Origin of the sequence: Streptococcus downei MFe28 (assembly GCF_900459175.1) — a bacterium.
GTDB lineage: Bacteria > Bacillota > Bacilli > Lactobacillales > Streptococcaceae > Streptococcus > Streptococcus downei.
This window is the reverse complement of record NZ_UHFA01000002.1, coordinates 1,339,547-1,364,043: the sequence shown is the minus strand read 5'-3', so window position 1 is coordinate 1,364,043 and position 24,497 is coordinate 1,339,547. Positions and strand designations below refer to the sequence as shown.

Sequence of the window (24,497 nt, the reverse complement as noted above, 5' to 3'; positions counted from 1 at the left end):
TGCAATCGTTTACATTTTCATTATAAAACTATTCCTGCCAATGTCAAGCATTTTCTTCCAAAATCTATCAAGACTCTACATGCCCAAATTCTCAAAGTAAGTTCCAGTTAATGTCCAAAACTAGGACTTTTCCTGAGAATTTAGCAAGATTCTACATGATATTGGACAGGTCTTGTTTAAACGAACATCAAACGGTTAGGGGAAGTCGATCCAGTCTCTAATTTCTCACTAACTGATTGACTATAGCTTCGGCCGTCGCTACTGCAGCCGACCTTTGCTACTGCAGCCCTAGCGAAAGTCACTTAGGGATTTAAGCTGCTGACCGTCTGAGGTGAAGTTAGCTGGGTCTAACCAGGCTTCTAGGGCAAGCTTATTGGCAGGCCACTCGGAATCTATAATAGAGAGCCAATCCGTATCTCGACTTCTTCCTTTATAGATAGTAGCTTGGCGCCAGGTTCCTTCAAAAGTGAAGCCCAACCTTTGGGCTGCCTTACGGGAGCGCTCGTTGAGATGGTCACATTTCCATTCATAGCGACGATAGCCCAAGTCCTCAAAAACATATTTCATGACCAGGTATTGGGCTTCGGTTGCAAGGCGACTCCTTTGCAGTTGAGGCGAATAGATGACCCAGCCCATCTCAACGGAGCGGGCTTGCCGATTGAGGCGCATGAGAGAAAAAATTCCCACAGCTTTTTGACTGCTCTTATCGCGTACGACCAAGAAGTAGGGGTCTGCTGATTGAGACCAGTCCGACAAGAGTTGGGCGAAAGCCTCCCTAGTCATCCCTCCAGAAATAGGTAAATAGGTCCAATCAGGCAAATTAGCATCTGGCCCAAAGAACTCATAGAGGTCCGTAAAATCTCGCTCATAGTCCAGCTTTTCAACGCTACAACTAGTCCCCTCTAAAGAAGAAATCTCAGGGCGTGATCCCAGACTGTCATCTGCAGCTTGACCAATGATTTGGCCGTATTCATTAACTGGCATAAAAGCACCTCCTAGTAAAAAATAGAGAATGGGACAGGAATCAGTATTTCGTCAAATTGATTTACCTCACTCCTTAATTTTAAGGTTTAAGAAAGTCCCTACAGTAGTCGCCATTTTGCGAACTACTAGGCTCTCTTACTTAGTTTCCCTTTCAAACTATCATCGAGTTTGTAAGGGACCTGTCGCGGGAAGTCTAGTCTATCCCCAGACTATCCTCGCTTTCCCGCCTCCGCAAAGTTGATTTTATTTTCTCCAAGGGTCTCCCAGGCCCTTGGACCTATCCCTGCCTGCAAGGGATAAGGACCTTACCGCCGTTTCACTGGCATGTGAATGACTAACCACTAAAGTGTCAAGTCACTCATCACAAATCAACCACTGCGTCAAACGTTTGATACTGCATAAATAAACAAAGCTGAGACATTTCGTCCCAACCTCAAAACATTTTCATCTACTCCTTGATTAAGGATGTTGAGTGGACCGCCCGATTGTCTCGGTCGGGATAGATGTAGCTGATAGCGTGATTGATGGCCGTTGGCGCTTCCCCGAAACCTGTGGCAATCAGGTCGACCTTGCCATCATAGTCAGCAGCATCCCCGATAGCATAGACACCCTCTTGACTGGTCTGAAAGACTGGGGAGACAGCGATATTGGTCCGCTTGTAGTCAATGCCCCAGTTGCGCAGATTCTTATTATTGGTCGAAAAACCAAAGCTGACAATCATGGCATCCAGGTCAAGTTCTACCACTTCTTCTGCCTTAACCTTTTGGATGGAGAGAGCAGTCAAGTTTTTGCCATCACCATGGAGCTCTAAGGGAACAAAAGGCGTCATAATCTTGACAGAAGAGCCTTGCAAAAGCTCGACGCTGTGCTCTTGAGCCCGAAAGGCATCCCGGCGGTGAACGATGGTCACACTCTCAGCAAGGGATTCCAGATGCAAAGCCCAATCCACAGCTGAATCGCCACCACCACAGATAACCACCTTTTTACCCGCAAATTGGTCTAACTTATGGACATTGTAAAAGAGATTGTTATCAGCATAGCCTTCTTCGCCTTCCAGTCCAAGGGTTCTTGGAGCAAAGGCCCCATTGCCACAGGCAATGATGATAGCCCGCGACAGATGTTGCCCCTTGTTAGTCTCAATCGTAAAAATACCATCCTTTTTTTCAAAAGATAGGACTTCCTCTTTCAGACAAATCTCGGTGCTATCCTTGAAGCGATCCAACTGACCCAAGAGATTCTCAGTCAGCTCAACCCCATTGGTCTTGGGATAGGCAGGGATATCATAGATAATCTTCTCCGGATAAAGGACGGCTGGTTGGCCACCTAACTCAGACAGGCTTTCAATAATCTTGACAGACATACCCCTCAACCCAGCATAAAAGGCAGCAAAGAGACCAACAGGTCCCCCGCCAATAATGGTAATATCAGTAATCTTTTCTTCAGTCATTTCTTTCTTCCTTTTCTCTTGTTTCAGCCTTTATAGCTTCTAAAAGCTCTGCCTCTTCCGGGCTCAATGAATAGTTTTCCAGCAAATCAGGTCGACGCTGCCAGGTCTTGCGTAGACTCTGCTCTAAGCGCCAGCGACGAATATTCTCGTGGTGGCCACTCATAAGGACATCGGGAACCGTCATGCCACGAAAATCATAGGGTCTCGTGTATTGGGGATACTCCAGCAGACCCGATGAAAAACTATCATCCTGATGGCTGGACTCCTTGCCTAAGACCTCTGGAATGAGCCGAACGGTCGCATCGACAATGGTCATAGCGGCCAGCTCCCCACCCGTTAGGACAAAGTCTCCCAAGGATACCTCATCAGTTACTAGGGTCTTAATCCGCTCATCATAACCTTCGTAGTGGCCACAGATAAAAATTAGTTGCTCTTCTTGGGCCAGATCCTCAGCATAGGCCTGGTCAAATTTGCGACCAGCAGGATCCAAGAGCAAGACCCGAGGCTTCTTGGCCTCAATTTTTGCCATGGTGTCAAAAATGGGCTGGGCCCGCAAAAGCATACCCTGACCTCCGCCATAGGGTTCATCGTCCACATGGCGGGATTTCTCAGCATTCTCGCGGAAGTTGTGGTAATTAATTTCCAAGAGCCCCTTTTCCTGGGCCTTGCCAACGATGGAATGCTCCAGGGGAGCAAACATTTCTGGAAAGAGGGTTAGAATGTCAATCTTCATCGTCATCCAGTCCTTCTAAGAGCTCCACTTCTACCCGCTGATTGGTCACATCTACCTTCTTGACCACCGGGGGAATGTAGGGCAGGAGCAAGTCGCGCTTGCCCTTTCGCTTAACCACCCAGACATCATTGGCCCCAGGTTGGAGGATCTCCTTGATGGTGCCCAATTGCTGATTATTTTCATAGACAGGTAGGCCAATAATTTGGTGGTAGTAAAACTCACCATCGGACAGGTCCGTCAAATTTTCCTCGGCCACCTTGAGGACATGGCCCTTGAATTTCTCAATAGCATTGATATGGTACATGTCCTTGAACTTGATGACATCGAAATTCTTATGCTTGCGGTGACTGGCAATGGTCACCTCCTGCACAAACCTATCCTTATCATCAAAGAGAGCTAGGCTACTCCCCCTTTTAAAGCGTTCGTCCGCAAAATCGCTGACCGAGAGAACCCGCATTTCCCCTTGCAGGCCTTGGGTATTGACAATAGTGCCAACCTTATAATAATTCATAAATCGTCCTTATTCTTTAATCATTCCCTAGTATTTTACCACTCCCCAGCCAGGAAAGTAAAGGAGCAAATTGCCAAGTAAGCAACTGAATCGACTAAAAAAAATAAAATTTTAGGGTGTCTAATAAAATCCCCCCCTTTAAAGACAGAGGTGTCGGACTAACAATCAAGAATTCTCAACATCAAAAGCAATTATCAACTAACTGAAATCAAGAGCCCTCTACAATAACTAGAAACTGTGCATCCTTAGTAAATATTCAAGTAGAAGGGAATTATCCAGATAGTCCAAATGGAGACTGAAAAAATATAGCTTTTAGCCTTTATGGGTCTACTGTAATAGGTAAAAACAATCTGGAAAAACCCAGAGGCATAACCCATTAACTGAATCGGTAATTCTATACTTAAACCGGCTAAGGATAGCGTTAGGATTCCTAATGCTAAGTCAGCCAAGTGCATCCTCGAATAAATTTGCAAGAAAGTCACTGATAAACTCTCATCTGCAATTGCTTAAAGATTAATTTATAACAGATTGAATTTAAAAAGGTGGAGGTTCTTATGAAATTCTATTCATACGACTATGTTCTCAGTCAGATCAGTCAGCAGAATTGGGCTATGATTATTGTGTCAACGCTCTTAGTAATTGTGACTATTTTTTTTTGCATTTAAAGCTTTCAAAGATAAAAAAGGAAGCAAGTTCCGTGAATTATCGATTATTTCTATTTTGACTTTAATTGCTTTTGTATTGATTAGTATTACGAATTTCCAAACTAGTCAATCCAATGATAATCAATTTCGTAGTTACTTACACTTCATCGAGATTGTATCAAAAGAGTTAGGTGTTGATAAAAAAGATGTTTATGTCAATACTTCAGCTACAACTGATGGAGCTATCATTAAGGTTGGCGATAATTTTTATCGTGCTATTAACGGGACTGACCAAGATAGCTATTTATTAGAAAAAATGGAACTGTATAAATCAGACGTTCAGTTCATTTCGTATCAGTTTTTTGCTTTTCAGTATAAAAGGGTGTATACTTAAATCAATATCTGATTTAGTTTAGATAATACAAAAAATTAATGGAGGTAACCCCATGTCAATCGAAGAAAAATTCAACCAAGCTAAAGGTTCTGTTAAAGAAGGTTTTGGTAAACTAACTGGCGATACAAAAACTCAAGCAGAAGGTGCTGCAGAAAAAGTAGCTTCAAAAGCTAAAGAAGTTGCCGGAGATGCTGAAGAAGCTGTCGAAGGTGCAGTATCTGGTGTTAAAAACATCTTTAAAAAAGACGGAGAATAATTTCCTGTACAATAAGCACTCTTATTCCACATGCTTAGAAAAGCATTGGAATTAGGGTGTTTTTTTGCTCGTTCAAACATCAGAAAAGCACCCCTTTGAGATACTTGATATAGACTTGGTAGTTATTCTAACTAATATGTATAAGAGATTGATGTGGGTTGGATAGAAGATATAGAAGAAATATTTATCCCCTCGACTTTTTTCTCCAACATAAAATATCTCCCTTCTCTTTCGAGAAAGGAGAGTTTCTTTTATGGGCTCTAAAATATTTGTAGTGGGTAAATCCCCTATGGATATTATGGAGCCTATTTTGTTGTAGAAAAAAAGTCCCATAAGATCTATAATGAAAAGTGACAAAACAACTCATTAGAAAGAATCATATGGAACAATTACATTTTATCACAAAACTACTGGATTTTGAGTCCAGCGCGTCTGCCAATTCCGCCACACCGGCCTAGCATAGAAGTGCAAATAAAAAAACTGGGGTAGCTGGATTCGAACCAACGCATGAGGGAGTCAAAGTCCCTTGCCTTACCGCTTGGCTATACCCCAATACAGCTAATATTCTACTGAAAAATAGGGTGCTTGTCAAGATGATTAGAGTAAAAAATTCTTATCACACCTCCTTAATCTATTGCCTTAACGAAGTCAGATCAATTATTCAATTTTTTCCACCTAAAAAAGAAATAGAAAACGTTCGCCAGTTTAGCTTAAAGCTCAACCATCAGTAAACAGAGTAACTCTCGTCAACCGAACATTGGATAAACACCACAAAAAGCGAAAAACAATCAATGTATAATTACGACGTAAACATATTGATTGTTTTCCCCTTACAGATTCTTTAGATTTCCATAAGTAATGTCATTGCCTCTTTTTCTTTTCCTGAAAGGTTCTTCATTATTTCTGATGCGGCTAATATAAATCGTCTATCTTTTGTATCAGCAACTTTTTGGAATAATTCAATAACTTGTGTCCAACCATTCGCGATCTCAACAAATAATTGGTAAGCATCCCTAATAACTCCATTCTTTGTGATAACATAGGCCTCATTTAGAAAATCACAATAGAGATTTCTAAAGATAGCACCACCAGTACCTGCTCTCTCCATTAAGATTGCAGTTTTTCCAAAATCTTCTGCAGTGGTCTGTGAACCATCAAACCACTTGATGACCTCCTCACTTACTTTTTCAATACCTCTATATTGCATATTCTTGATTGACGGACTTAAATAGTCTACTGCGTTATTCCGTATCGCTTTTACCACAGCCATCTCTAAAGATATCAAGTCCTTTTCTTTTTCAATAGTGTAAAATAAATTCTTAGAGGACATAGGACCTTTCTCGCTTCTTGCCAGCGCCAAACTTTCAAGCGATGTGCTGACTTGGCAACCTTGCTGATCCGTGTCTACTAAAAAAGCATCCTGATTTTCGTAACCAATGATAGCAACATAATGGCCTGCAAAGTGAATAGGATTAGTGAAATAATCCAAATGATAACAATCTAATTTCAGACCGACTGCTTTACCACTATCCAGCAAGCTTTTTACAGATTCCCAAGCTTTAACTTTAGAAGAGGTTTCCTTAACATCAAGTTTTAATCCAAGATTTTTCGTGATGTTTTGCGTCAGACGATCGGGTTTAATTCTCCCACCTATAAATGGCATATTCGAAGATTTCATCTTCCAAAAAACAAAGCTTAGCCCTTCTCCCAGGCCGAACAAGAGCGGTTCACTTAAAAAGATACCAAGTTGATTCAAAAGGGTTCCTGTAGCAGTCGTTTCACAATGTTGTCCGATAAAAGGTTTTACATCCAATTTCATCCGCTATCTCCTTTGATGATGTATAATGCTTCTATCCTTCCCTTGATTGCAAAATATCAATTTCCTCCTCTAACCAGCCCAACTCTGCTTGGAGCATGGTCATGCCTAAGCTGAATAATTGCTGGGCAGAGCGCGGTGCAAAACCCTCCCTTGCTTCTTGTAATTTCAAGACCTGCAAGTCCTCTTCTAAAACTTTCTTACGTATCTTGAAAGCTTGTAACAAATCCTTTGGTGACATATTTTGACTATTAGCCAAGGCCGTCATGAAATGTGAATTGGCTGGTTGGCGCTCTAGCAAACGCTGTTTGGTTTTTTCTGTCAAAACTGTTAGTCCCAAGTCTGTAATGGCATACTCTTTTTTCTCCTTTCCTTTTGCTGGTGCACTTTTAGCAAGCTCTTTTTTCTCCAGTTTATCAAGGACATAGTATATCGAAGAGAAACCAACCTCGGTCCACCGCCTCATCCCCCTGTCTTCAATTAGCTTTTCAATTTGATAACCATGTCTAGGCTGCTCTGCCAATAGTCCTAGAATCAACTCTTCTGTTAAAGATGTCTTAATGCTCATTTTTTACTTCCTACTTTTTTGATGGGATGACGAATAATTGTTTTTAGCTTATCTGGCGCCACTTTACGGACATCACCAATATAGATTTCATGGTGCATACGTTCATCGGTAATATCCAGTTGATATCCCTCTTCCTCCATGTAAGCATGCATGCGTTCAACTGTTGCAGGCTCGTCATTGTAGGGACCGATATGCAGACATTGAACACACAGACCTTCGTCATAAGTGAAATATTCAACCTTGGAAAAATCCAATTTCTTTTTGATAGTCGTTTGTTTAACTGCCCAGTCAAAATCTTCCTCGCTAACAAAATCAGGCAAGCGAAGAATGGCGATAAAATGAAAATCACTCTTACGATTGTAGTCAGCACCTGTGATTCCCTCTTGCCACCAAAAGCCTTCAAGTGGTGGGACGACAAAATCAAAATATCCTTCCATCTTGTAGTCTGTCTTTTTGCTCATTTTAATGGTATAGGCCAGCGGATAAAGTAAACTTATAGCTTGCTTATATTCACCTCCTTCTTCATTAGGGTCACCCTGTCCTCGAACTGCCAAAAAGTTCATTTTAGGGACCTTGACAATCGTCGGATTAGTCTTTGTCGGATACAACTCCTTCAACTCTTTTTTGAAATCAAATGCCATGACATTTTCCTCCTTTTGGAATATCTTTTTTGATTTGTATATTCTAGCATTAGAATATCATCTATTTATATTCTATCACTAGAATATAATTTGTCAAGCAAAAACAGCAAACCGTGAAGTCTACTGCTCTTACACTATTTTAATTTTTGCTAACCTAAGATTTATTAATCTACCCGACTTCTTTGATGAAAAATCATCCTCCAATTACCATAGATAAAAAACCAGATTAAGCACCTATTTGTTCTCACACCGCTTGTTCGATTCAAGAGGGCATATTACTTAGACATGCCAAATCCGACAGCACTACACAGGTGTAGCCTTCAATTTCGTAAACACTTGTGTTTAAATCTGCTTGTGGGAGCTCTGCTTTTTTCCACCTTTTATCGGAAGCACCAGATTCTTCATACTTAGGATGAAGGACCTCTAAAGATTTACCACTCTGTCGATTTTCTGAATCAAGGTGAAATTATTTATATTCAATTATGATACCCCTCCCACCTTCAAATTTCGTATACTCTGCCTAATATTCCTTGAGTATTCAGTCTTTTGGCATAAAAGCAAAAAAAGCAGCGGACAATCGCTACTTTCTTACTTTTCATCAATAATGATTCTAACTTTTTTGGTCTCAACGGGTACCGAATAGACAATCGACCTTATCGCTGTGATGGTTCGACCTTTTTTGCCGATAATCCGACCAATATCCTGAGGATCTAGGTCCAAATGGTACTCCATAAATTCAGAACCATCCTCAATTTTGATGCTGAAGCTATCTGGCTTTGAAATCAAAGGTTTGATGATAGCGATAATGAGATTTTCAATGGTATCCATAAGTTAAGCTCTTATTTTGAGTATTTAGAATCGTGGAATTTCTTCATAATTCCTTGGCGTGAAAGGATGTTACGAACAGTATCAGAAGGTTGAGCCCCTTTAGACATCCAGTCAAGAATGCGGTCTTCCTTCAAAGTCACTTGGTTTTCAGTAACCAAGGGATTGTAAGTTCCAACAGTTTCGATGAAACGACCATCACGCGGTGCACGTGAATCGGCAACATTGATACGGTAGAAAGGCTTCTTCTTAGAACCCATACGAGTCAAACGAATTTTTACTGACATGTTTAAGTCTCTTTTCTATAGTAATTCTTGCTTAGCCATAGGCTTCCTACGACTTTACTTAGCTAGTATAGCAGAACATCAAAGCTCTGTCAAGAAAAAATCTTGACAGGGTTGTTGAAATTTTTCCTTTCCTATCTCCTGTTCAAGCAAAAACGAAAACTCTAATCTTGAGAACAACTCTTAATAATCGTCTGAAATAATTTGGGAAAACGCTGATTAATGTCGCTCTGTCTTAAAGAGAGATAACGATGTCTTCCTTCAATTCTTACATAGATGACACCAGCTTCACGCAGAACTTTATAATGATGCGATAAGTTACTCTTTTTGGCTAAGTTATTAAAATAACTACAACTCACTTCTTCCCCTAAATGGAATAATTTAGAAAAGATTTGCAAACGAATGGGATCGCTTAGGGCATATAAAACTTGTGATAAGGATATTTCTTGGGCTTCTGGATGAAATAAATCGGGCATAATTTTGAGTTTATTCAGTCCTTTCTTGAAAAATTTTATTATTATGTTATCATTTAATTGTTCAATGATTATCAAACAATGTAAAGGAGGTTGTTACAATGACCATATTGGATCGCTATTTTATCCTATCTGACCAAGCTGGACAAGATAGAGAAAAGTTTGACGAACTCTGCACACTCTTTGATGAGCAAGCTACCATAGAACCACATAATGGGAAAGCCGTCCATGGGAAGGAGGCCATCATCAATTTTTTCAACGATTTTTTCAGTCGAAATCCTGTTTGCAAACACCTTTGGCATACCAGTCAAATCTCTGAAAACGAGTTTAGAGTGGATTGGGGAGTTGTATCACAACGCTCCGCTAATGACTATTTTACCCTGACTGGCAAAGATTTTGCAACCATCAAGGATAGTAAGATCAGTCATCTTAAAATTGTTGCAAATTAATAGCAGATTTAACTAAATTCATACGCCCTATATAAAGAGAACGGTCGACAGAAATCAACCGTTCTTTTTATATTTATAATTGGCAAATCAAGTATCAAGGGCAGCCAGAGCGGTTGTCGTATCAAAGCCCAAGCTAGCGATTGAGAAATAATCAATATAAAAGCTTGTTAAACTTTTATTGTCCCACAGCCAAAATCATTTCAACAATATATTGAAAGACCTCAGGATTGTTAAGAAGATTGAAGCAGCCTGCTTGGCCTCTCAGTACAAACTAGACAGGGTGTATGACCCTCGATATTTCTTCCAGTCTTTACACTGAAAAAGGCGATAGGCTGATTAACACAATTAGCGTTGGATAAATCTTTGTAATAACTTTTCCATAAGCGGAGAAGGCACCAGCTTGGTAAGGCGTATGAGGAAGCGATAGCCTCTGCCAGGATAATGAAGCAATTTATTAGCTCGCAAGGCAGCAAGAGATTCTTTCGCACATTGTTGGGGCGTGATTTCAACCTTTTTCAGAGGATTATTGTCTGCAAAATCCTGGGAAGAGCCAGAACCACCACTGCTGGTCCCAAAATTCGTAGCAACAGGACCAGGCTGAATCTCAGTAACATGTACTCCGGTGCCCTTTAAATCAATGCGAAGGCCCCTGACCAAACCATGGATGAGGTTTTTACTAGCAGAATAGTGGACCAGACTAGGCATAGGATGAGTGGCAGCCCCTGCTCCCATAAAGAGGATATTCCCCTGATTACGAACGATGGCAGGTAAGAAAGCCTGAGTGAGCAGAGTCGGAGCCAAAGCATTAGCAACTGTAGCCTTCTCAACAGTATCTAGATCTAAACTATCAGCCAAGCCGCTGACTCCATAGCCGACATTATTTACCAAGCTATCAATATTAAGATGTAACGCTTCAACTTGCTTAACAGCCTGGAAAATTCCCTCAACAGTTGATAAATCAGCACTGATAGTGAAGACTTCAAGGCTAGGATTTAGGGCCTCCAGGGCAGTCTTAGCTTGGGAAAGCTTGACCTGATTCCGAGCAAGGAGGACAATCTCTGCTGCTTCTCCAGCAAGTAGTTTTGCCAATTCTAACCCGATGCCAGAACTTCCGCCTGTCACAATAATCGTTTTTGGTTGTCTGTTGTACTTTCGCATAAGAACCCTCCATTCTTATAGCTCTGAATAAGTCATCTGCTCTACAAGTAGCTAGCTACTGGCATTAATTTCTAACCTTCACAGTCTTATCCTGACGGTTGGTAAGAATCTTTTCTGCAATATACTGAATAACTTCCGGGTTACTTGGCAAATCCGAATGACCAGCCTCGTCGCCCGATACCGTTACCTGCGTATAGTGCTTGGCCGTCTTTTGGAAGATATATTTACCAGTCTCAACACTGGCAAAAGGAACTATTTTGTCACCGTCATAAGACTCTGTCCCAGCGAGATTGTAGACACTCAAGCTTGCCGGAATTTTATCCTTAGCAGCCATTAAATCTTTTAGCATCTGAGTTTTGTTAGACATATTGGTTTCCTCAAAATTGTAGGGTGTCCCAATCGTCAGCAGATTTTGCATATCAAAATCATCTGCATCATAATATTTTTCCAAAAAGATAGTCCAGTTGAGACCACCGTTGGAGTGACCAATAGCATTAAAACGTTTAAACTTGTACTTTTCCTGCAGGGTTGTCATGGTCATATCAAGCCACTCCGCTTGCTTCTTGATATTAGCATAACCATCCTGGTTATTTTCAAAGGCAATCACAATAAACGGTTGGCGATCCTTGTTATTAACCTTACCAGAATAGCTGATACTATCATCCTTATGGACCGTTAGTTTGAGAACGCTATGGTTTTTTTCTCGACTATTTAAATCTGCTATCAAATCATTAAAGCGCTCCTGAGTAGCATCTGAACCAGGTACCAAAATAGTTGGGATCATTTGTGAATTATAAATTTTTGCCTTGTGGGCTGTCATCTGATTAATATAAGACTTTCCAAGGAAGGTCATGACGATTAAAACTAGTCCTACGAGAATCAAGTAGAGCCACTTAATGCGTTTTTTCATGGGCAACCTCCTTAGACAGGGCAATTTTTACAAATGGCAAATAAATCAGAACAGATAGGACCAAAATTACCAGGGTCACTAAGAGATAACGCCAGTCACCGTTGGATGCCAGAAAGCCAAATAAGAGACTAGGTGTCCCGTTGGGAACCGTGTAGACGGAAGGGTCTAACCAACCCAGCTGTAGGCAAAGAGCTCCCAATCCTTCTGCAATAAGGGTAGTCACAACCATTGGCAGCAAAAGAATTGGCTGCAAAATGACCGGGAGACCCAATAGGAAAGGAAGATTTTGGTCGAAGATAATTGGAATCATCGTCCAAAGAGCCAAGCGTCTATAGGGGGAATACGACCGTCGCCGACTCTCAATGAAGACAGCGATAGCTAAGGCTAAAATAAGCCCAACACCTCCAAACATGGCAAAGCTGTCCTTAACTGTATAAAGTGTGAATAAATGAGGAATTTTATCAATACTTTGGTTGAGAGCTGCATTTAAATTATCCCCTACTACTGTCAGTTCTGTGTATGGATGAAGAAGAACGTTTGGAATAACAAAACCAAAAATGAGAAGAAAAATGGCTAACAAAGACCAAAGGAGCACTTGCCACAAATGACTGGGACCGTTCCCCATCCAATCTGAAAAACTCATTTGCAGAAGATACTCCGGTTTAAAGCTCGGAAAATGTTTGAGAAAATTAGAAATAAGATAAATGGAAATCAAAATGATTCCTAAGCCTGAATATGCTAAAGCTTGAGACTGCCATCGCCATAAACGAACAACCAAGATAATAGCTAAGCTTATAAAAATCAACAGCAGCCAGGAAGGTTGGCTAAGGGGAGTACCATCAGCCCCTTGAGCAGACTTTGATACTGTCAGCCAGACGGCTAAAAAGCCTAGAAGACTGGGAAGGTAGGAGTCTGCCTTTGAATGCTCCAAGTCACGCTTAATAAAACTAGCCACAAAAAAGGCTGACATGAAGTAGGTCAAAAATCGCAAGACATTAGAAAGGCTTTGGGAAATAAACAGCCACCAGCCCTGCAAGTAAAAGTCCCACTGGCTGGTTTCTGCCAGAAAGGAATTTTCTGAAATTAGAAGATTATAACAGATGGCCAACCAAGCGTAAATCATCGCAAATGGGAAGACATCGCTAAAACTCTGATAAAGCTGGTATCGAAATTTTAAGAAATACTTGAAATAAGAATGCTTCATGAAACTGCCTTTTACTGAATAAGTTGTTGAATCGTAAGACCATTATAACATTTATGAGGTAGGAGAAGAAAAGATAAAATGATAGCCAACTATAAAAACGGTTTATCAGAAAGTCATTACAAAAACGGCTGATAATCTATCAATCCATTTCTTCCTAGCAGTGTTTGAAAAAGAATAATCTTAGAAAAATTAAAGTTGCTTCATCGCAAATAGCCCTTGTTTTATTGATACTCCATTAAAATCAAAAGTTAACTTTTTGATAGTTACCACAGAAGGGACATGAAATCCTTGTCAATAGATAGTGGGAAGTAAGCTTTTAAAAATGAAGTAACTTATAAATCTTATATTTGAAAATACCATTTCCTATACACTTTCAGTATCGGCAGGATTAATGATGAGATACTATTGCTAGGTGCAGAGTAAAAAAGAAAACGACCTCACAGAGATCGTTTCAATATTATTTTTATAAAACATTCGGTTATTCATAACGCAGAGCTTCAATCGGATCCAGCTTACTGGCCTTATTTGCCGGCAGAATACCAAAGACAATACCAACAAGGACCGAGAAGAATAGACTAATTAAGATGGTACCGAAGGAAATACTTGGCCTTCCTAACTGCGCCAAAAGTCCCTCTGACTTAGCTAAGAGACCAACAATTCCTCTAGCCAACAACAATCCAATCGCACCCCCTATTAGAGTTAGGAGGACTGACTCAATCAAAAATTGCATCAGGATATTTGAACGAGTCGCTCCCAATGCCTTCCGCAAGCCAATTTCTCTGGTGCGCTCTGTAACTGATACCAGCATAATATTCATAACACCGATACCACCAACAATCAGAGTTGTTGCTCCGATCAGACCAATAAAGAGAGAAATACCAGAAACTTGCGCTTTATATTGGGCAATCGCTTCTGTTAAATCGTAAGTCTTAAATTTTCCACTACTTGCCCCAGACAGTTTGGTCAGCTCTTTTGCTGCTGCCCTTCCCGAATCTAATGACTTATCAACATCAGGGACATGGACGTAAATAGCACTGATTTCATCCAAATTAAATTCAGAAGCCAACATACTATTTGTAAAAATAGCATTTCCTGACGCCATACTGTATGAGGTATCAGCCTCGTTGGGATCTTTATAAACACCAACAACTCGGAACTGTTTGCCACCTATCTCAACGATTTGATTGAGAGCCTCATCATAGCTTGAAAAAAGCTTATCCGCCAATTTTCTATCAATCATGGTATAACGGGATAGCTGGGTATAGTCCGATTCTTCCAAACGGCGACCAGCTAGAATTTTAAGACTGCGAACTTTAAAATAGCTTTGACTAACTCCCGTTAGAGTAACCTGTTTAACTTTTTTCTTGGTCGAAGCAACATTTGCGGTTGTCGTATTAGTAATATAATAGCCAGAAATTCCATCAACGTTCTTAACGATGGTCTCTAACCAAGCCTCTTGAACTTTAGGGGCACCTTTAGGCATTTGACCACTAGCCAAAGCTTCATTCTCATCTTCTGTACTACCAGATGATGAGACATAATAGACTTGAACATCATGTTGGGCCTTACTGATAGTATCAGCCATCTTGACCTTAAAGCCATTCCCCAAAGCCAAGACAAAAGACACCGATGCTACTCCGATGATGACCCCTAACATAGTCAGAAAGGACCGCATCTTGTGCCCCATGATTGAACCTAGGGCGAATTTCCAATTTTGCATCATAACCTCCCCCTAGTCAATCCGAACACTTTCGGTCGTGTCTTGGGTAATCTCGCCATCACGGATAACAATCTTTCGCTTGGCGTAGTCAGCAATTTCAGGCTCGTGAGTAACCATGATGATGGTCTTACCTTCCTCATTGAGCTGGGTCAAGAGTTCCAAAATCTGATTACTGGTCTTGGTATCCAAGGCACCTGTCGGTTCATCCGCCAAGATAATTGAAGGATTGTTAACCAAGGCACGCGCAATAGCCACCCGCTGCTTTTGTCCACCGGACAGTTCAGACGGCAAATGTTTGCTGCGGTCTGACAATTCAACTCTTTCCAGATACTGCTGGGCCAGTTTACGCCTCTGGGAGCCACCGATCCCTGCATAAATCAGAGGTAATTCAACATTATCCTGGGCATTGAGCTTGGAGAGGAGAAAGAACTGCTGAAAGACAAAGCCTAGCTCCTCATTACGGACACGGGCCTGCTCCTTGGGCGTCAAACGTTCAACCGCCTGACCGGCTAAAGTGTACTGGCCAGAAGTTGGTTTGTCCAAGAGCCCAATGATATTCATGAGGGTTGATTTTCCTGAACCTGAAGGCCCCATAATGGCAAGGAACTCCCCTTCTTTGACAGTCAGATCGATACCTTTAAGGACCTGGAGCTCCTGCTCACCATTCTGGTAGGATTTGGTAATACCGCTTAGCTCCATTAAAATATTTTCAGCCATAGCCCTCACCCCTTATCAGATGCTGCCATTTCTGATTTTGACAACTTTTGCCCATCTTTAAAGTTCTTGCTTGGGTTAGCGATAACGGTTTTACCTTCATCAAGACCGGCAACGATTTGCTGTTTCTTAGCATCAGCATTCCCTAGGGTAACTTGTGTCTTGGAAATTCTACCAGTCTTACTATCGTAAACCCAGACATAAGATCGATCTCCGCTAGTCGTCACCGCCTTAACTGGCACCAGGATACTTTCCGTATCGCTCTTGACTTCGATAGAGGTTGAGAAACCTTGCTTGAGGTCGCCAATATCGCTGGTAATATCTACCTTGTAGTTATAGGTAGAACCAGATGAAGAGGAAGATGAAGAACTGGACTGACTGCCTCCACTGCTAGCATCATTTTTTTCATTAGGATAGTTGGAAATATAGCTAATCTTACCGGTCCATTCCTTATCAGGGTAAACCTTGGATTTGATGGTAACTTCTTGACCAACCTTGACATTAGCCAAATCATATTCGGTCAGAGTCCCCTGAATTTGCAGCTGACCTTCACTAGCTACATGAACTAAGGTCTGGCTGGTCTGACTAGAAGGGTTGACACTGTCAGCTACTTCCACTACCGTCCCAGAAACATCACTGAGAACTGTGGTCGAATTGAGGGCCAATTGAGCCTTTGTTACCACGCCCTGTGCATCCGCATAGGCATCATTAAGAGACTGCAACTGGCTATTATATTCAGTTGTCCCTGCAATCAAAGCGTTGGCTGTCTTAAAATTTTGAATATCAGATGCTGCCTTGTTGAGGGCACGAACAGCACTATCGTAATCAGCCTGAGCAGAAGTTGCATCATACTGAACCAAGGCTTGACCAGCAGAAACCTGATCCCCTACATGGACTTGAATATTAGGGGTACTTCCCTTGTTTGGCTCATAATAAACATACTGCTCAGATACCGACTTAACCTTCCCAGACAAAATGGTTGAGGAAGCTAGGTTGCCCTTGTTTGCCTTAGCAGTCTTATAGAGGTTTCCGGAACCACCAGCCCCCATAAAGGCTTTGACAATCAAAAAAGCAAGTACTAGGGCAGCAAAAACTGAAATTCCAATCAGAGACCACTTCTTCCTTTTAGACATGGCCTTCTTCTTGCGTGTACGTGTCATCTTCTTACTCCTTTTCTAAGGCTGATGGAACAGCCCAACTTACCCTTTTAGTTTACCAATAATCCAAGTTGATTCACTTACAAATTTGTAAGTTTTTCAATTGTATTACTTTCATAGTATAGTTTAAATTATAAACTTAAAAAAGTCAATATGTAATCGGTATTAAATACAATAAAATAGGATTTAAAAAATTTGATTATCAAACCTTAATTGTATTAGTAATCATAAAGAAGATAAGCTAGAGATTATATAATCCAACCCCTCTTTTAGTATACCTAAAATTCTAGTCTAATTACCAGTAAAGTCGTGAAAGGGCCAAATAAAGTCGTCAACCGGCATTTTTGAGGGAATCTTCGCTATAAATACCTCTCATCAGACCTTCTGCATACAAAAAAGAGGCCCTTGCCTCTCCTTTTGCTATTAACCAACCTCGTTAAGCTGTTTAGCTTTGAGGTAGGTAAAGACGATAAGAACCACTTGGACTAAATAAAGGACTGTGCTAAACCAACTAAAGCCAGACAATACTTGATTGATGATTGGCAAAATGATGAAAGCCAGGCTCAAATAGTAAGGCCAGTAACTAATATAGTCCTTATTCTTGACAGCCCGATGATTCCTAAAAAGCAAATAAACCAGAATAGCATTGAAGACTAAAGCTAGCAGAATAGTAACCAAGAACCAAGGAGTCATAGTCCGGCGGAGAAGCTCGATTTGTTCTTTAGTGACGCCTGATTTTTCATAGGCCTTAGGATGCTTGAGGATGGCTATATTCATGTAGTAGCCGACGATTGACAAAACATTAGAAGCCAGACTCAAGAGCTTCCAGATAAAAAGAGTCATGTTGAGGGATTTAAGATTAGATTCGAGTTTTTCAATAGAAATCATAGACTACTCCTTTCAGATTTCCAAATTTTTGTGATAGTTTCTAGCACTAATATGAAAGCAAAGTGCACTAGCTAAACAAATAATGGCCCAAGCTGAACCAATACTTCCCCAGTCAGCTGGCTAGTTCTGGTCTATGAAGACCTCCAAAAATACTGATGGGCACCTCTAAAAACCCCAAACTTTTAAGATTTAGCAACAATTGTAACGACAAAATCGCAATTTTATTGAGTATTTAGAGGTGCCCTGATGATTAATCATAAAAGAAAAGCTAATAGCGCCATTCTTTGCCCTTTCCGATAACTTTTGAGATTAGCCAAAGCTAAAGGTATACAAATCATAGCAATCAGCCCTGTAAGAACCAAGAGGCTAAGAACCAGCCCAGAACCAGCTATCGAGTGATAATCAATGGTTGGCCGACTGGCTATAATATAAAGGTAGTGGCTAATTCTTAGCACGGACCAAATGACTTCCAATCCAAGCAAACTAAGGAAGGGCCAGGCTAAGATATAAGCATGATAGGGAACTCTTTGACCAGTAAGGTAGTTATGATTTATCACTAACCACTCCCAATCGTTGATTCTGACCAAGGATAAAACTCCAAGTTATGGCTACAATCAGAGACTCCATGAAGATACTGCTGATAGTCAGCCCTAAAAACTTGCCGTAAATTACTACTAGGAAAAACCAAATGACCCAATTGGTGCTTAAGAGAATGCCCGGCCATAGACTTTGTCTTTTGAATCTGAGTCTCAATAGCATATTTCTAACCTGACTAAGCAGCGCGACAAGAGTCAGCAGAAACATGGTCAGAAAGAGGCCAGTAATGACTAGGGATTGACCAGTATGCAAAAAGGTTCCCGGACTCAGCTTCCTGTAATAGCTATAAAAATAAAAGATTTGAGAGGCTCCGTAGAAAAGTAGGGCCAATAAAAATAGACTATTGGAGATGAACATACTAAGACGGTACTGCCTAGAATTTCTTGGTGTCATAAAACCTCCTCGGTATTGAAATTTTTGAAGAACTTCCCGCCCTTACTATAACATAAGTTTAAGACTTTTTTCCATCTATATAGTGAACGGTCATTTTTCGACAAAAAAAGGAGATAAAAGACTGGCTCGGCTAAGACCTTTTATCTCCTTTCCTGTTTTTATTTTTAAAGAAGCTAATGACCATATCGAATATATGACAGTTTTCTGAGTTCAGCTAATTCCTCTTGGACCTTAAGAGGTAATTCTAACTGGTTTTCTCGCAACAGCTTTGAAAGTTCCAGATTGAAACGCAGGAGGATAGCTGGAATGGGCGTGCTCCACTGATCCAATTCATGTCGATAAGACATGCATAGCCTTTGAAGCTCCTGACTATCTGGCATTTTAGCCACTTCTGCTATCAGAGTATCAAATATTTCTAGAGCAAGAGTTCGTCTTTCTTTACTACCGGAAAACCATTTTAAATGTGACATCAATTCATTATCATTTTCTAATCGTTGAAATTCGAGTATTCAAATAGATCCAGCCATCTATCCCAGCCTAAAAATAAAGAGGGAAGGTGAAGTCCATCCTTACTAAACTCCTCCCCCCTCCTCCCACAATTTACAATTGGGATGACACTCTCCTTTCAAGCTATTCCTACCACAGTTTCTTTCCGTCTTCAATAGAGGCAAAAAAGATTAGTAATACAATAATTTGAACATAAGCGAATCCTATCGGTAAAGTTTCATAATTCAAAACCTCATCAATAAATGTAACGGTAGTTAAGGCCAGAAACCCCAAAGCAAAAGCCGTAGATGTCACCTTTTTACCTTTATTCAGTTGAAGATAAGAGCGAATGAGAAGGACAATCGTTAGAATGAAAAGAAAGAAGATTAAACTTGTTAAAGCCAGTTGGCTCCAACTCCCTTTGCTAAGATTCAAAATGATTTTTGGAATAAGCAGTAAGCTATCAAGCATCATCATGATTAAAGATACAATAATAACCGACACTATTAACCTTTTCCTTATTTTCATTAGTAGACCCTCTTTCTTTACTAGTTTATCCTAACCATTAATATCCATAATTTCTCTGCATTTCTCTATAGTGATTCTCGTAACCGGTACAATAAAAGGAGCCGGTTAAAGCGCCACCTAGACCGTACGCAATCAATCCATATCGTCCACAGTAACCACCTATACAGTTTGAAAGATCGTTAGCATTTAATTGGTCAAATTTGTCAATATTAATCATAGTTCTACTCTCCTAATCATTAGTAATCAGCGATGGGTACGATTGTAATCAGACTCTGCCTGCATCTGTCCTAGCCAATGAGCAAACTGAAAACCTGCCATCACTGCCCCACCGGCAGCAATAATAGTACCTACCACACCTCCGTTTATAGTCTCTAATTGTTTATCATTAACAACATAAAATTTTTCAATCGCTTGAGTTTTCATAATAATACCTCCATTTTCTGTAAAGAGAAGTTTGCAACTTCTAATGTTTTGATTTTCTGAGAGTTCACTGGCTGATCACTTCCTGTGGACTTTCTCTGGTCTCTCATGAGGACACTTATAGGATACCAAAAATTTTCGTTTATGCATGTTTATGTCGTGAACGGTTCAAAATTTGTCGTGAACGGTCATTGCCTTAAATTAGTGATAATAGTTCATAGTAATACTCAATGAAAATCAAAATTGGCCAAGGCAACGAACTGCAGGCAGTACTGAAGTACGGCAAAGTGAGTTAACGACGGATAGTTTTGATTTTCGAAGAGTATAAAATTAGCTACTTTGATGGCCCAAAATTTTATCCTGATGCTAAAAAAGATGTCCATGACGAACATCTTTTCGGGTGATTGAACTTAAATTCCTAACTTTGCTAAAAGAGCATTGATAAGGGATGCAAGCTTATTGATAACCTTGGTCAATGTATTGGTGTCTAGTTTTTCTGTTTGAGGGGTCGCTTCTGCCTTTGTCTGACTTTGGTCAGTCGTTCCTTTTATGTCAGCTGATGGCTTACTATCATTAGTATTTCCAGCTGGTTCAGTTGGATTTTCACCAACTGTTTGGGTTTCTTGGCCTGTTGTAGTTTCCTCAGAAGCATTGGTTTTAGTATTTTCTGGTTTAAAAACCTTATCATACAATTCTTGTGCGGTACCACCACTGCCTAGCTGACCAGAAACAATCTGACCTTTTTCCAAATGGAGAACTGTCGGTGTACCGAAAGCTCCAATTTTTGTTCTCAAAAACTCTTTAGCTACAGTACTGAAATCGGCACTATCCGTATTGTAATAATAGACTTGACCACCTGAAAGGGTATTAAAGTCCTTGATAACTGGGGAAAACTTACGACAGTAAATGCAGGTTGGACGGCCAAGGTAGAGGGTATAGCTGCCATCTTGGTCATCAAACATATGGTAGACATCTGCCATAGTCACCTGCTTGAAATCCGCAACGTTCGCTTCATATTCCTCTGTTGAGATGTCAGGGTTGTATTGACCCTCTTGACTGTCATTCTTGGTTACCGCATTAGTTTCAGTCTCAGATTCCCTAGCCTGTTGGTTCTGGTTAGCTACTTCTTGGGTAGTTTGAGTGGAGGCCACTTGATTGTTAGAATCAGGTGCTTCTTCTTGTTTAGCTGTAGTTTCTTGTACCTGGGCAGTCTCTTGGGAAGTTGTTTGAGACTGTCCTGTTTGATTAGATTCAGTCTGACTGCCCTCTTGATTGGTTACAGCTGGTTGATTTGCTTGACTATCAGCTTGGGACACTACTGCAGCTGGTTGCTCTTGGGTAGAGATTTGACTGACTTCATCAGCTGAAACCGCACCACCAACTAGGAGCAGGGCAGTTGCTGAAAATAATAGAAATGATTTATAACGATTCATGAATAACTTTTCCTTTCACATAATTAAAAATATTTACTCTAACTAACTTTTATCTTTTTTAAGCAGTTTAGTCAAATACAAGAGGTTCCAAATTAGCGTCAAAACTGGTAGAACACTAACAATCACTAAAGCAACACGTTCTGTCGTATCTGGCGCTGTGATTACCTTATAAACAAAAATAAGTAGGGCAAGAAAACCTATTATTACTAAGGTAACAATCGTCTGAGTAGGACTAAACTGTTGTTCCTCGACTGGACGTTCCTTTAATTCCTTATAAGAGATGTAAGCTAAAGAGAAAGAACCTAAGGCTAAAATTCCCAGACTAACACTCAACCATACTGGGCCCTTGTTATCAATTAAGTAAAAAACAAAATTAACAACAATAAACGCTAGTAGAACACATCCAAGTCTTATAAATCGAAGAGCTTTTGAGCTAAGTTCTGATGGTTTCATACTATCACCTTTACTTGTATTTATATTTGATTTACTTTTTTTGATGCCAATTCCAACCAATTGGCATACTGGTCTCAATTAGAAAATTAAGAAGCTCCTGTCGCCAGCCACCACCTTGGATGAATGATAATTCCTTCGTAGATAAATTTTCATAATTGGTAAAATTGAATTTCATATATAAAGTTCCTTTATAGTTAACCAGATTTTCTGCTTCAAAAATTACACACAAAATTTCGTAAAGCGCAATTGTACAAAAACGAGAACCCACTGGTTCCCGTCTAATAATAAAGTAATTATTTTTCTCGTAAAATTGGAATAATAATCATAAGAAGAAAAATTGAAATTAATACTAATCTATAAATACTTCGAGAAGAAATCAAAGCATTTATACCAAATAGTGACATTATTAGTATTACTTTCATTAATTTCTTTAACATTTATCCACAAAATCCGGCAGCTGCAGCAGCACCTGCACCAATAACTAGAGGCACACCTGCACCTCCTGAAGCAAATGCAGTAGCTGTGTAAATTGAACCAGCGACAGCTACCGCACAAACAGGATTAATTTTGCCTCCGTAAATGTTTTCCAAAGTAATATTATCCAATGATTTTAAATCATTTAACACTTTATTTTTCATAATTAATCACCTTTTCTACTATTTTTATTACCTACACAGTCTTAAAGCTGTTGCACCCCCCAAAACTGCTGCACCAGCAGGACCACCGCCAAATACAAAGCCAGCACCAGCCATGCCTGCAGTTCCTAGAACACATCCCAACGATGCTTGACCACCTTCAACGGTAGATAAAGCTTCAGTATCCATAACGTCAAATCTTTCAATCGCTTGAACTTTCATAATAATACCTCCCTTTCTTGTAAAAAGAAGTTAAAAACTTCTATGGATTGGATTTAGTTGACGGAAATTTTGCTGGCTGATCAGTTCCAGCTAACTTTCGTTTTTGCCACTTGCAAGCTCATTTATAGGATACCCAAAAATTTCGGTTGTGCACGTTTATGTCGTGAAAGGGACAAAATATGTCGTGAACGGTCATTTCCTTAAACTAGTGATAAATAGCGCCTTCCATTCACGACAGAATAACGACCGTTCACGACTTTGATGAAATTTTGCTTCCTTTTTATGGCATAATGACTTTGATTATGCTTTTAAAGGAGTTTTTATGAATTTTTACAAATTTGTGCCTCAGATTGATGCTAGAAATGAGGGGGGACGCTGGTTCCGGGCTGCTGCTGAGAATAGTAAGAATGATTTGTAACGATTCATAAATAACTTTTTCTTTCGTTTTTCTTGTAACTATAATTAAGTTACTTTTTTTGATACCAATTCCAACCAATCGGTTTGCTGGATTCGAACTAAGCATTAAGAAATGCTTGCCACCAGTTACCGCCAATAATGATTGATAAATTTTTTGTTGTCAATTTTTCGTATTTATCAAAATTAAATTCTATAGGGGCCTTTAATAATAACCATATCTTATATAGGACAACTTTCTGATAGAGTTTAGTGCTTCCTTCACCCTATCAGTTAGAATAATATTGCTATCCCTAAGTACTCCAGACAGCTCTACGTTAAAACGGCTAAGAATAGTTGGAATTGGTGCCTTTTGTTTCTCAAGCTCATCCTTATAAGTCAATAAAAATTCTTGTAAAGATTCACTGCCTTCTATCTCTCGTATTTCTATAATTATAGACTCAAGTAAATCCAATGCATTATCCCGTCTTTCTTTGCTACCAGAAAACCACTTTAATTTGGACATAAAAACCCTTTCTACTTTAACAAAAACATTCTTTCATTTGATTTAAGAATGTTTTGAAATCAAGCAACAAGAAAACAAAGAGCTGGACAAAAAATGCTCAGCTCAATTTTTCCAAAAACTTCATCTTTTTAATTAAAGTTAGTGGAATAACATCTCTAAACTAACTAAGCAACACCACCAGAATGCCAACCCGCATTACCTTGAGTTGCCCAATTCATAGCAGAATTAGTTGCAATTGAATTAATTGTTTGTCCCCAATCAACCCAACATGTCTTATTACAGTATACTCCATTACCATAATAAATTGTTCTCCCACCTTCAACAGTGGACAACACTTCACTATTCATAACTTCAAATCTTTCAATGGCTTGAGTTTTCATAATAATATAATTCCTCCGTTTCTTGTAAAAAGAAGTTAAAAACTTCTATGGATTTAGTTGACGGAAAGTTTGCTGGCTGATCAGTTCCTGCAAACTTTTTCATGTCTCTCGCGAGGACAATAATAGAATACCAAAAAATTTCAGTTGTGCACGTTTATGTCGTGAAAGGGCCAAAATATGTCGTGAACAGACATTGCTTCAAATGAGTCATAACTTTGATTTTCCATTCACGACTAAAATAGGCCCTTTCATGAC

The 24,497-nt window shown here is 39.9% G+C and carries 32 protein-coding genes, 1 tRNA gene and 2 pseudogenes; 3 read left to right on the top strand and 32 right to left on the bottom strand.

Features of this window, described 5'->3' with window-relative positions; all coding sequences use genetic code 11:
• Positions 1-288: 288 nt before the first annotated feature.
• From DYE66_RS06505 to rimM, 4 genes are all read right to left on the bottom strand, one after another.
• Positions 289-984, bottom strand: coding sequence for a GNAT family N-acetyltransferase (locus DYE66_RS06505; protein WP_002998489.1), 696 nt, complete (start codon positions 982-984; stop codon positions 289-291).
• A 448-nt stretch (positions 985-1,432) separates the two neighbouring features.
• A complete protein-coding gene (locus DYE66_RS06500; RefSeq protein ID WP_002997933.1) occupies positions 1,433-2,431 on the bottom strand; it encodes an NAD(P)/FAD-dependent oxidoreductase in 999 nt (332 codons plus the stop codon).
• The gene (gene trmD / locus DYE66_RS06495) at positions 2,424-3,164 is read right to left on the bottom strand and encodes a tRNA (guanosine(37)-N1)-methyltransferase TrmD (RefSeq protein WP_002998142.1); all 741 of its coding nucleotides are present in this window, start codon (positions 3,162-3,164) and stop codon (positions 2,424-2,426) included. Before trmD ends, DYE66_RS06500 begins: the two co-directional genes overlap by 8 nt.
• Positions 3,154-3,675 (bottom strand): ribosome maturation factor RimM, encoded by a 522-nt coding sequence (rimM, locus tag DYE66_RS06490; RefSeq protein WP_002997794.1) that lies wholly within the window; start codon positions 3,673-3,675, stop codon positions 3,154-3,156. The genes trmD and rimM overlap by 11 nt, the downstream gene beginning before the upstream one ends.
• Before the next feature lie 554 nt (positions 3,676-4,229).
• Here rimM and DYE66_RS06480 point away from each other — a divergent pair.
• Both DYE66_RS06480 and DYE66_RS06475 read left to right on the top strand, forming a co-directional pair.
• A pseudogene (locus tag DYE66_RS06480) lies at positions 4,230-4,713 on the top strand (DUF3290 family protein).
• A gap of 52 nt (positions 4,714-4,765) precedes the next feature.
• A complete protein-coding gene (locus tag DYE66_RS06475; RefSeq protein ID WP_002963266.1) occupies positions 4,766-4,969 on the top strand; it encodes a CsbD family protein in 204 nt (67 codons plus the stop codon).
• 480 nt (positions 4,970-5,449) lie between these two features.
• Here the strand turns inward: DYE66_RS06475 and DYE66_RS06465 are convergent.
• The 7 genes from DYE66_RS06465 to DYE66_RS06435 form a co-directional block, all read right to left on the bottom strand.
• Positions 5,450-5,521, bottom strand: a tRNA-Gln gene (locus DYE66_RS06465).
• A gap of 289 nt (positions 5,522-5,810) precedes the next feature.
• Positions 5,811-6,788, bottom strand: coding sequence for a BtrH N-terminal domain-containing protein (locus tag DYE66_RS06460; RefSeq protein WP_002960705.1), 978 nt, complete (start codon positions 6,786-6,788; stop codon positions 5,811-5,813).
• 31 nt (positions 6,789-6,819) lie between these two features.
• Positions 6,820-7,353 carry a PadR family transcriptional regulator gene (locus DYE66_RS06455; RefSeq protein ID WP_002998167.1) on the bottom strand — a complete coding sequence of 178 codons (534 nt, stop codon included), beginning with the start codon at positions 7,351-7,353 and terminating at the stop codon, positions 6,820-6,822.
• Positions 7,350-7,994 (bottom strand): GyrI-like domain-containing protein, encoded by a 645-nt coding sequence (locus tag DYE66_RS06450; RefSeq protein WP_002998373.1) that lies wholly within the window; start codon positions 7,992-7,994, stop codon positions 7,350-7,352. Before DYE66_RS06450 ends, DYE66_RS06455 begins: the two co-directional genes overlap by 4 nt.
• A 588-nt stretch (positions 7,995-8,582) precedes the next feature.
• Entirely contained in the window at positions 8,583-8,822 is a 240-nt protein-coding gene (locus tag DYE66_RS06445) for a KH domain-containing protein (RefSeq protein WP_002997867.1), read from the bottom strand.
• A gap of 11 nt (positions 8,823-8,833) precedes the next feature.
• Complete coding sequence (rpsP, locus tag DYE66_RS06440) at positions 8,834-9,106, bottom strand: 30S ribosomal protein S16 (RefSeq protein WP_002998116.1); 273 nt, start codon at positions 9,104-9,106, stop codon at positions 8,834-8,836.
• Positions 9,107-9,267: 161 nt separating this feature from the next.
• Positions 9,268-9,579 carry an ArsR/SmtB family transcription factor gene (locus DYE66_RS06435; RefSeq protein WP_115325044.1) on the bottom strand — a complete coding sequence of 104 codons (312 nt, stop codon included), beginning with the start codon at positions 9,577-9,579 and terminating at the stop codon, positions 9,268-9,270.
• A 98-nt stretch (positions 9,580-9,677) separates the two neighbouring features.
• Here DYE66_RS06435 and DYE66_RS06430 point away from each other — a divergent pair, with 98 nt between their 5' ends.
• On the top strand, positions 9,678-10,025 hold the full coding sequence (locus DYE66_RS06430) for a nuclear transport factor 2 family protein (RefSeq protein WP_002997807.1): 348 nt from the start codon (positions 9,678-9,680) through the stop codon (positions 10,023-10,025).
• 345 nt (positions 10,026-10,370) lie between these two features.
• Here the strand turns inward: DYE66_RS06430 and DYE66_RS06425 are convergent, their stop codons facing one another.
• From DYE66_RS06425 to DYE66_RS06325, 21 genes and pseudogenes are all read right to left on the bottom strand, one after another.
• Positions 10,371-11,183, bottom strand: a complete 813-nt coding sequence (locus tag DYE66_RS06425) for an SDR family NAD(P)-dependent oxidoreductase (protein WP_002998034.1) — start codon at positions 11,181-11,183, stop codon at positions 10,371-10,373.
• Between the two features lie 64 nt (positions 11,184-11,247).
• Entirely contained in the window at positions 11,248-12,093 is an 846-nt protein-coding gene (locus tag DYE66_RS06420) for an alpha/beta hydrolase (RefSeq protein ID WP_002998075.1), read from the bottom strand.
• Positions 12,077-13,297: a PTS sugar transporter subunit IIC gene (locus DYE66_RS06415; RefSeq protein WP_002997796.1), complete on the bottom strand. Its 1,221-nt coding sequence runs from the start codon at positions 13,295-13,297 to the stop codon at positions 12,077-12,079. The genes DYE66_RS06420 and DYE66_RS06415 overlap by 17 nt, the downstream gene beginning before the upstream one ends.
• Before the next feature lie 478 nt (positions 13,298-13,775).
• Positions 13,776-15,017: an ABC transporter permease gene (locus DYE66_RS06410; RefSeq protein ID WP_019782834.1), complete on the bottom strand. Its 1,242-nt coding sequence runs from the start codon at positions 15,015-15,017 to the stop codon at positions 13,776-13,778.
• Positions 15,018-15,029: 12 nt separating this feature from the next.
• Entirely contained in the window at positions 15,030-15,734 is a 705-nt protein-coding gene (locus tag DYE66_RS06405; protein WP_002998295.1) for an ABC transporter ATP-binding protein, read from the bottom strand.
• Between the two features lie 5 nt (positions 15,735-15,739).
• Entirely contained in the window at positions 15,740-16,891 is a 1,152-nt protein-coding gene (locus DYE66_RS06400; protein ID WP_002997956.1) for an efflux RND transporter periplasmic adaptor subunit, read from the bottom strand.
• A gap of 420 nt (positions 16,892-17,311) precedes the next feature.
• Complete coding sequence (locus DYE66_RS06395; RefSeq protein WP_002997899.1) at positions 17,312-17,776, bottom strand: hypothetical protein; 465 nt, start codon at positions 17,774-17,776, stop codon at positions 17,312-17,314.
• A 257-nt stretch (positions 17,777-18,033) separates the two neighbouring features.
• Positions 18,034-18,330, bottom strand: a pseudogene (locus tag DYE66_RS11185) (hypothetical protein); the annotation flags it as partial.
• Positions 18,320-18,766 (bottom strand): hypothetical protein, encoded by a 447-nt coding sequence (locus DYE66_RS06385; RefSeq protein WP_002998272.1) that lies wholly within the window; start codon positions 18,764-18,766, stop codon positions 18,320-18,322. The gene DYE66_RS06385 and the pseudogene DYE66_RS11185, both read right to left, overlap by 11 nt.
• Before the next feature lie 173 nt (positions 18,767-18,939).
• Positions 18,940-19,236: a hypothetical protein gene (locus tag DYE66_RS06380; protein ID WP_019771639.1), complete on the bottom strand. Its 297-nt coding sequence runs from the start codon at positions 19,234-19,236 to the stop codon at positions 18,940-18,942.
• Between the two features lie 166 nt (positions 19,237-19,402).
• Positions 19,403-19,780: a hypothetical protein gene (locus DYE66_RS06375; RefSeq protein ID WP_019768637.1), complete on the bottom strand. Its 378-nt coding sequence runs from the start codon at positions 19,778-19,780 to the stop codon at positions 19,403-19,405.
• A 37-nt stretch (positions 19,781-19,817) separates the two neighbouring features.
• A complete protein-coding gene (locus tag DYE66_RS06370) occupies positions 19,818-19,997 on the bottom strand; it encodes a hypothetical protein (RefSeq protein ID WP_019768638.1) in 180 nt (59 codons plus the stop codon).
• Positions 19,998-20,023: 26 nt separating this feature from the next.
• The gene (locus tag DYE66_RS06365; RefSeq protein ID WP_002998429.1) at positions 20,024-20,203 is read right to left on the bottom strand and encodes a class IIb bacteriocin, lactobin A/cerein 7B family; all 180 of its coding nucleotides are present in this window, start codon (positions 20,201-20,203) and stop codon (positions 20,024-20,026) included.
• 407 nt (positions 20,204-20,610) lie between these two features.
• Positions 20,611-21,633 (bottom strand): DUF6568 family protein, encoded by a 1,023-nt coding sequence (locus DYE66_RS06360; protein WP_002997743.1) that lies wholly within the window; start codon positions 21,631-21,633, stop codon positions 20,611-20,613.
• A gap of 42 nt (positions 21,634-21,675) precedes the next feature.
• Positions 21,676-22,086: a hypothetical protein gene (locus tag DYE66_RS06355; protein WP_019787611.1), complete on the bottom strand. Its 411-nt coding sequence runs from the start codon at positions 22,084-22,086 to the stop codon at positions 21,676-21,678.
• A 31-nt stretch (positions 22,087-22,117) separates the two neighbouring features.
• Complete coding sequence (locus DYE66_RS06350) at positions 22,118-22,261, bottom strand: ComC/BlpC family leader-containing pheromone/bacteriocin (protein WP_002998052.1); 144 nt, start codon at positions 22,259-22,261, stop codon at positions 22,118-22,120.
• A gap of 262 nt (positions 22,262-22,523) precedes the next feature.
• Positions 22,524-22,724, bottom strand: a complete 201-nt coding sequence (locus DYE66_RS06345) for a hypothetical protein (RefSeq protein ID WP_002998351.1) — start codon at positions 22,722-22,724, stop codon at positions 22,524-22,526.
• Positions 22,725-22,751: 27 nt separating this feature from the next.
• On the bottom strand, positions 22,752-22,943 hold the full coding sequence (locus tag DYE66_RS06340; protein ID WP_002997724.1) for a Blp family class II bacteriocin: 192 nt from the start codon (positions 22,941-22,943) through the stop codon (positions 22,752-22,754).
• A gap of 515 nt (positions 22,944-23,458) precedes the next feature.
• Entirely contained in the window at positions 23,459-23,554 is a 96-nt protein-coding gene (locus DYE66_RS06335; protein ID WP_115325190.1) for a ComC/BlpC family leader-containing pheromone/bacteriocin, read from the bottom strand.
• 8 nt (positions 23,555-23,562) lie between these two features.
• Positions 23,563-23,862, bottom strand: coding sequence for a bacteriocin immunity family protein (locus DYE66_RS06330; protein WP_019787613.1), 300 nt, complete (start codon positions 23,860-23,862; stop codon positions 23,563-23,565).
• A gap of 164 nt (positions 23,863-24,026) precedes the next feature.
• Positions 24,027-24,242, bottom strand: coding sequence for a leucocin A/sakacin P family class II bacteriocin (locus tag DYE66_RS06325; RefSeq protein WP_002997959.1), 216 nt, complete (start codon positions 24,240-24,242; stop codon positions 24,027-24,029).
• Between the last annotated feature and the right edge of the window lie 255 nt (positions 24,243-24,497).

Bases quoted from the DNA above. Each gene is read 5' to 3' on its own strand.
- DYE66_RS06505 (WP_002998489.1), bottom strand. From the start codon at position 984: ATGCCAGTTAATGAATACGGCCAAATCATTGGTCAAGCTGCAGATGAC.
- DYE66_RS06500 (WP_002997933.1), bottom strand. From the start codon at position 2,431: ATGACTGAAGAAAAGATTACTGATATTACCATTATTGGCGGGGGACCT.
- trmD (WP_002998142.1), bottom strand. From the start codon at position 3,164: ATGAAGATTGACATTCTAACCCTCTTTCCAGAAATGTTTGCTCCCCTG.
- rimM (WP_002997794.1), bottom strand. From the start codon at position 3,675: ATGAATTATTATAAGGTTGGCACTATTGTCAATACCCAAGGCCTGCAA.
- DYE66_RS06475 (WP_002963266.1), top strand. From the start codon at position 4,766: ATGTCAATCGAAGAAAAATTCAACCAAGCTAAAGGTTCTGTTAAAGAA.
- DYE66_RS06460 (WP_002960705.1), bottom strand. From the start codon at position 6,788: ATGAAATTGGATGTAAAACCTTTTATCGGACAACATTGTGAAACGACT.
- DYE66_RS06455 (WP_002998167.1), bottom strand. From the start codon at position 7,353: ATGAGCATTAAGACATCTTTAACAGAAGAGTTGATTCTAGGACTATTG.
- DYE66_RS06450 (WP_002998373.1), bottom strand. From the start codon at position 7,994: ATGGCATTTGATTTCAAAAAAGAGTTGAAGGAGTTGTATCCGACAAAG.
- DYE66_RS06445 (WP_002997867.1), bottom strand. From the start codon at position 8,822: ATGGATACCATTGAAAATCTCATTATCGCTATCATCAAACCTTTGATT.
- rpsP (WP_002998116.1), bottom strand. From the start codon at position 9,106: ATGTCAGTAAAAATTCGTTTGACTCGTATGGGTTCTAAGAAGAAGCCT.
- DYE66_RS06435 (WP_115325044.1), bottom strand. From the start codon at position 9,579: ATGCCCGATTTATTTCATCCAGAAGCCCAAGAAATATCCTTATCACAA.
- DYE66_RS06430 (WP_002997807.1), top strand. From the start codon at position 9,678: ATGACCATATTGGATCGCTATTTTATCCTATCTGACCAAGCTGGACAA.
- DYE66_RS06425 (WP_002998034.1), bottom strand. From the start codon at position 11,183: ATGCGAAAGTACAACAGACAACCAAAAACGATTATTGTGACAGGCGGA.
- DYE66_RS06420 (WP_002998075.1), bottom strand. From the start codon at position 12,093: ATGAAAAAACGCATTAAGTGGCTCTACTTGATTCTCGTAGGACTAGTT.
- DYE66_RS06415 (WP_002997796.1), bottom strand. From the start codon at position 13,297: ATGAAGCATTCTTATTTCAAGTATTTCTTAAAATTTCGATACCAGCTT.
- DYE66_RS06410 (WP_019782834.1), bottom strand. From the start codon at position 15,017: ATGCAAAATTGGAAATTCGCCCTAGGTTCAATCATGGGGCACAAGATG.
- DYE66_RS06405 (WP_002998295.1), bottom strand. From the start codon at position 15,734: ATGGCTGAAAATATTTTAATGGAGCTAAGCGGTATTACCAAATCCTAC.
- DYE66_RS06400 (WP_002997956.1), bottom strand. From the start codon at position 16,891: ATGACACGTACACGCAAGAAGAAGGCCATGTCTAAAAGGAAGAAGTGG.
- DYE66_RS06395 (WP_002997899.1), bottom strand. From the start codon at position 17,776: ATGATTTCTATTGAAAAACTCGAATCTAATCTTAAATCCCTCAACATG.
- DYE66_RS06385 (WP_002998272.1), bottom strand. From the start codon at position 18,766: ATGACACCAAGAAATTCTAGGCAGTACCGTCTTAGTATGTTCATCTCC.
- DYE66_RS06380 (WP_019771639.1), bottom strand. From the start codon at position 19,236: ATGTCACATTTAAAATGGTTTTCCGGTAGTAAAGAAAGACGAACTCTT.
- DYE66_RS06375 (WP_019768637.1), bottom strand. From the start codon at position 19,780: ATGAAAATAAGGAAAAGGTTAATAGTGTCGGTTATTATTGTATCTTTA.
- DYE66_RS06370 (WP_019768638.1), bottom strand. From the start codon at position 19,997: ATGATTAATATTGACAAATTTGACCAATTAAATGCTAACGATCTTTCA.
- DYE66_RS06365 (WP_002998429.1), bottom strand. From the start codon at position 20,203: ATGAAAACTCAAGCGATTGAAAAATTTTATGTTGTTAATGATAAACAA.
- DYE66_RS06360 (WP_002997743.1), bottom strand. From the start codon at position 21,633: ATGAATCGTTATAAATCATTTCTATTATTTTCAGCAACTGCCCTGCTC.
- DYE66_RS06355 (WP_019787611.1), bottom strand. From the start codon at position 22,086: ATGAAACCATCAGAACTTAGCTCAAAAGCTCTTCGATTTATAAGACTT.
- DYE66_RS06350 (WP_002998052.1), bottom strand. From the start codon at position 22,261: ATGAAATTCAATTTTACCAATTATGAAAATTTATCTACGAAGGAATTA.
- DYE66_RS06345 (WP_002998351.1), bottom strand. From the start codon at position 22,724: ATGAAAAATAAAGTGTTAAATGATTTAAAATCATTGGATAATATTACT.
- DYE66_RS06340 (WP_002997724.1), bottom strand. From the start codon at position 22,943: ATGAAAGTTCAAGCGATTGAAAGATTTGACGTTATGGATACTGAAGCT.
- DYE66_RS06330 (WP_019787613.1), bottom strand. From the start codon at position 23,862: ATGTCCAAATTAAAGTGGTTTTCTGGTAGCAAAGAAAGACGGGATAAT.
- DYE66_RS06325 (WP_002997959.1), bottom strand. From the start codon at position 24,242: ATGAAAACTCAAGCCATTGAAAGATTTGAAGTTATGAATAGTGAAGTG.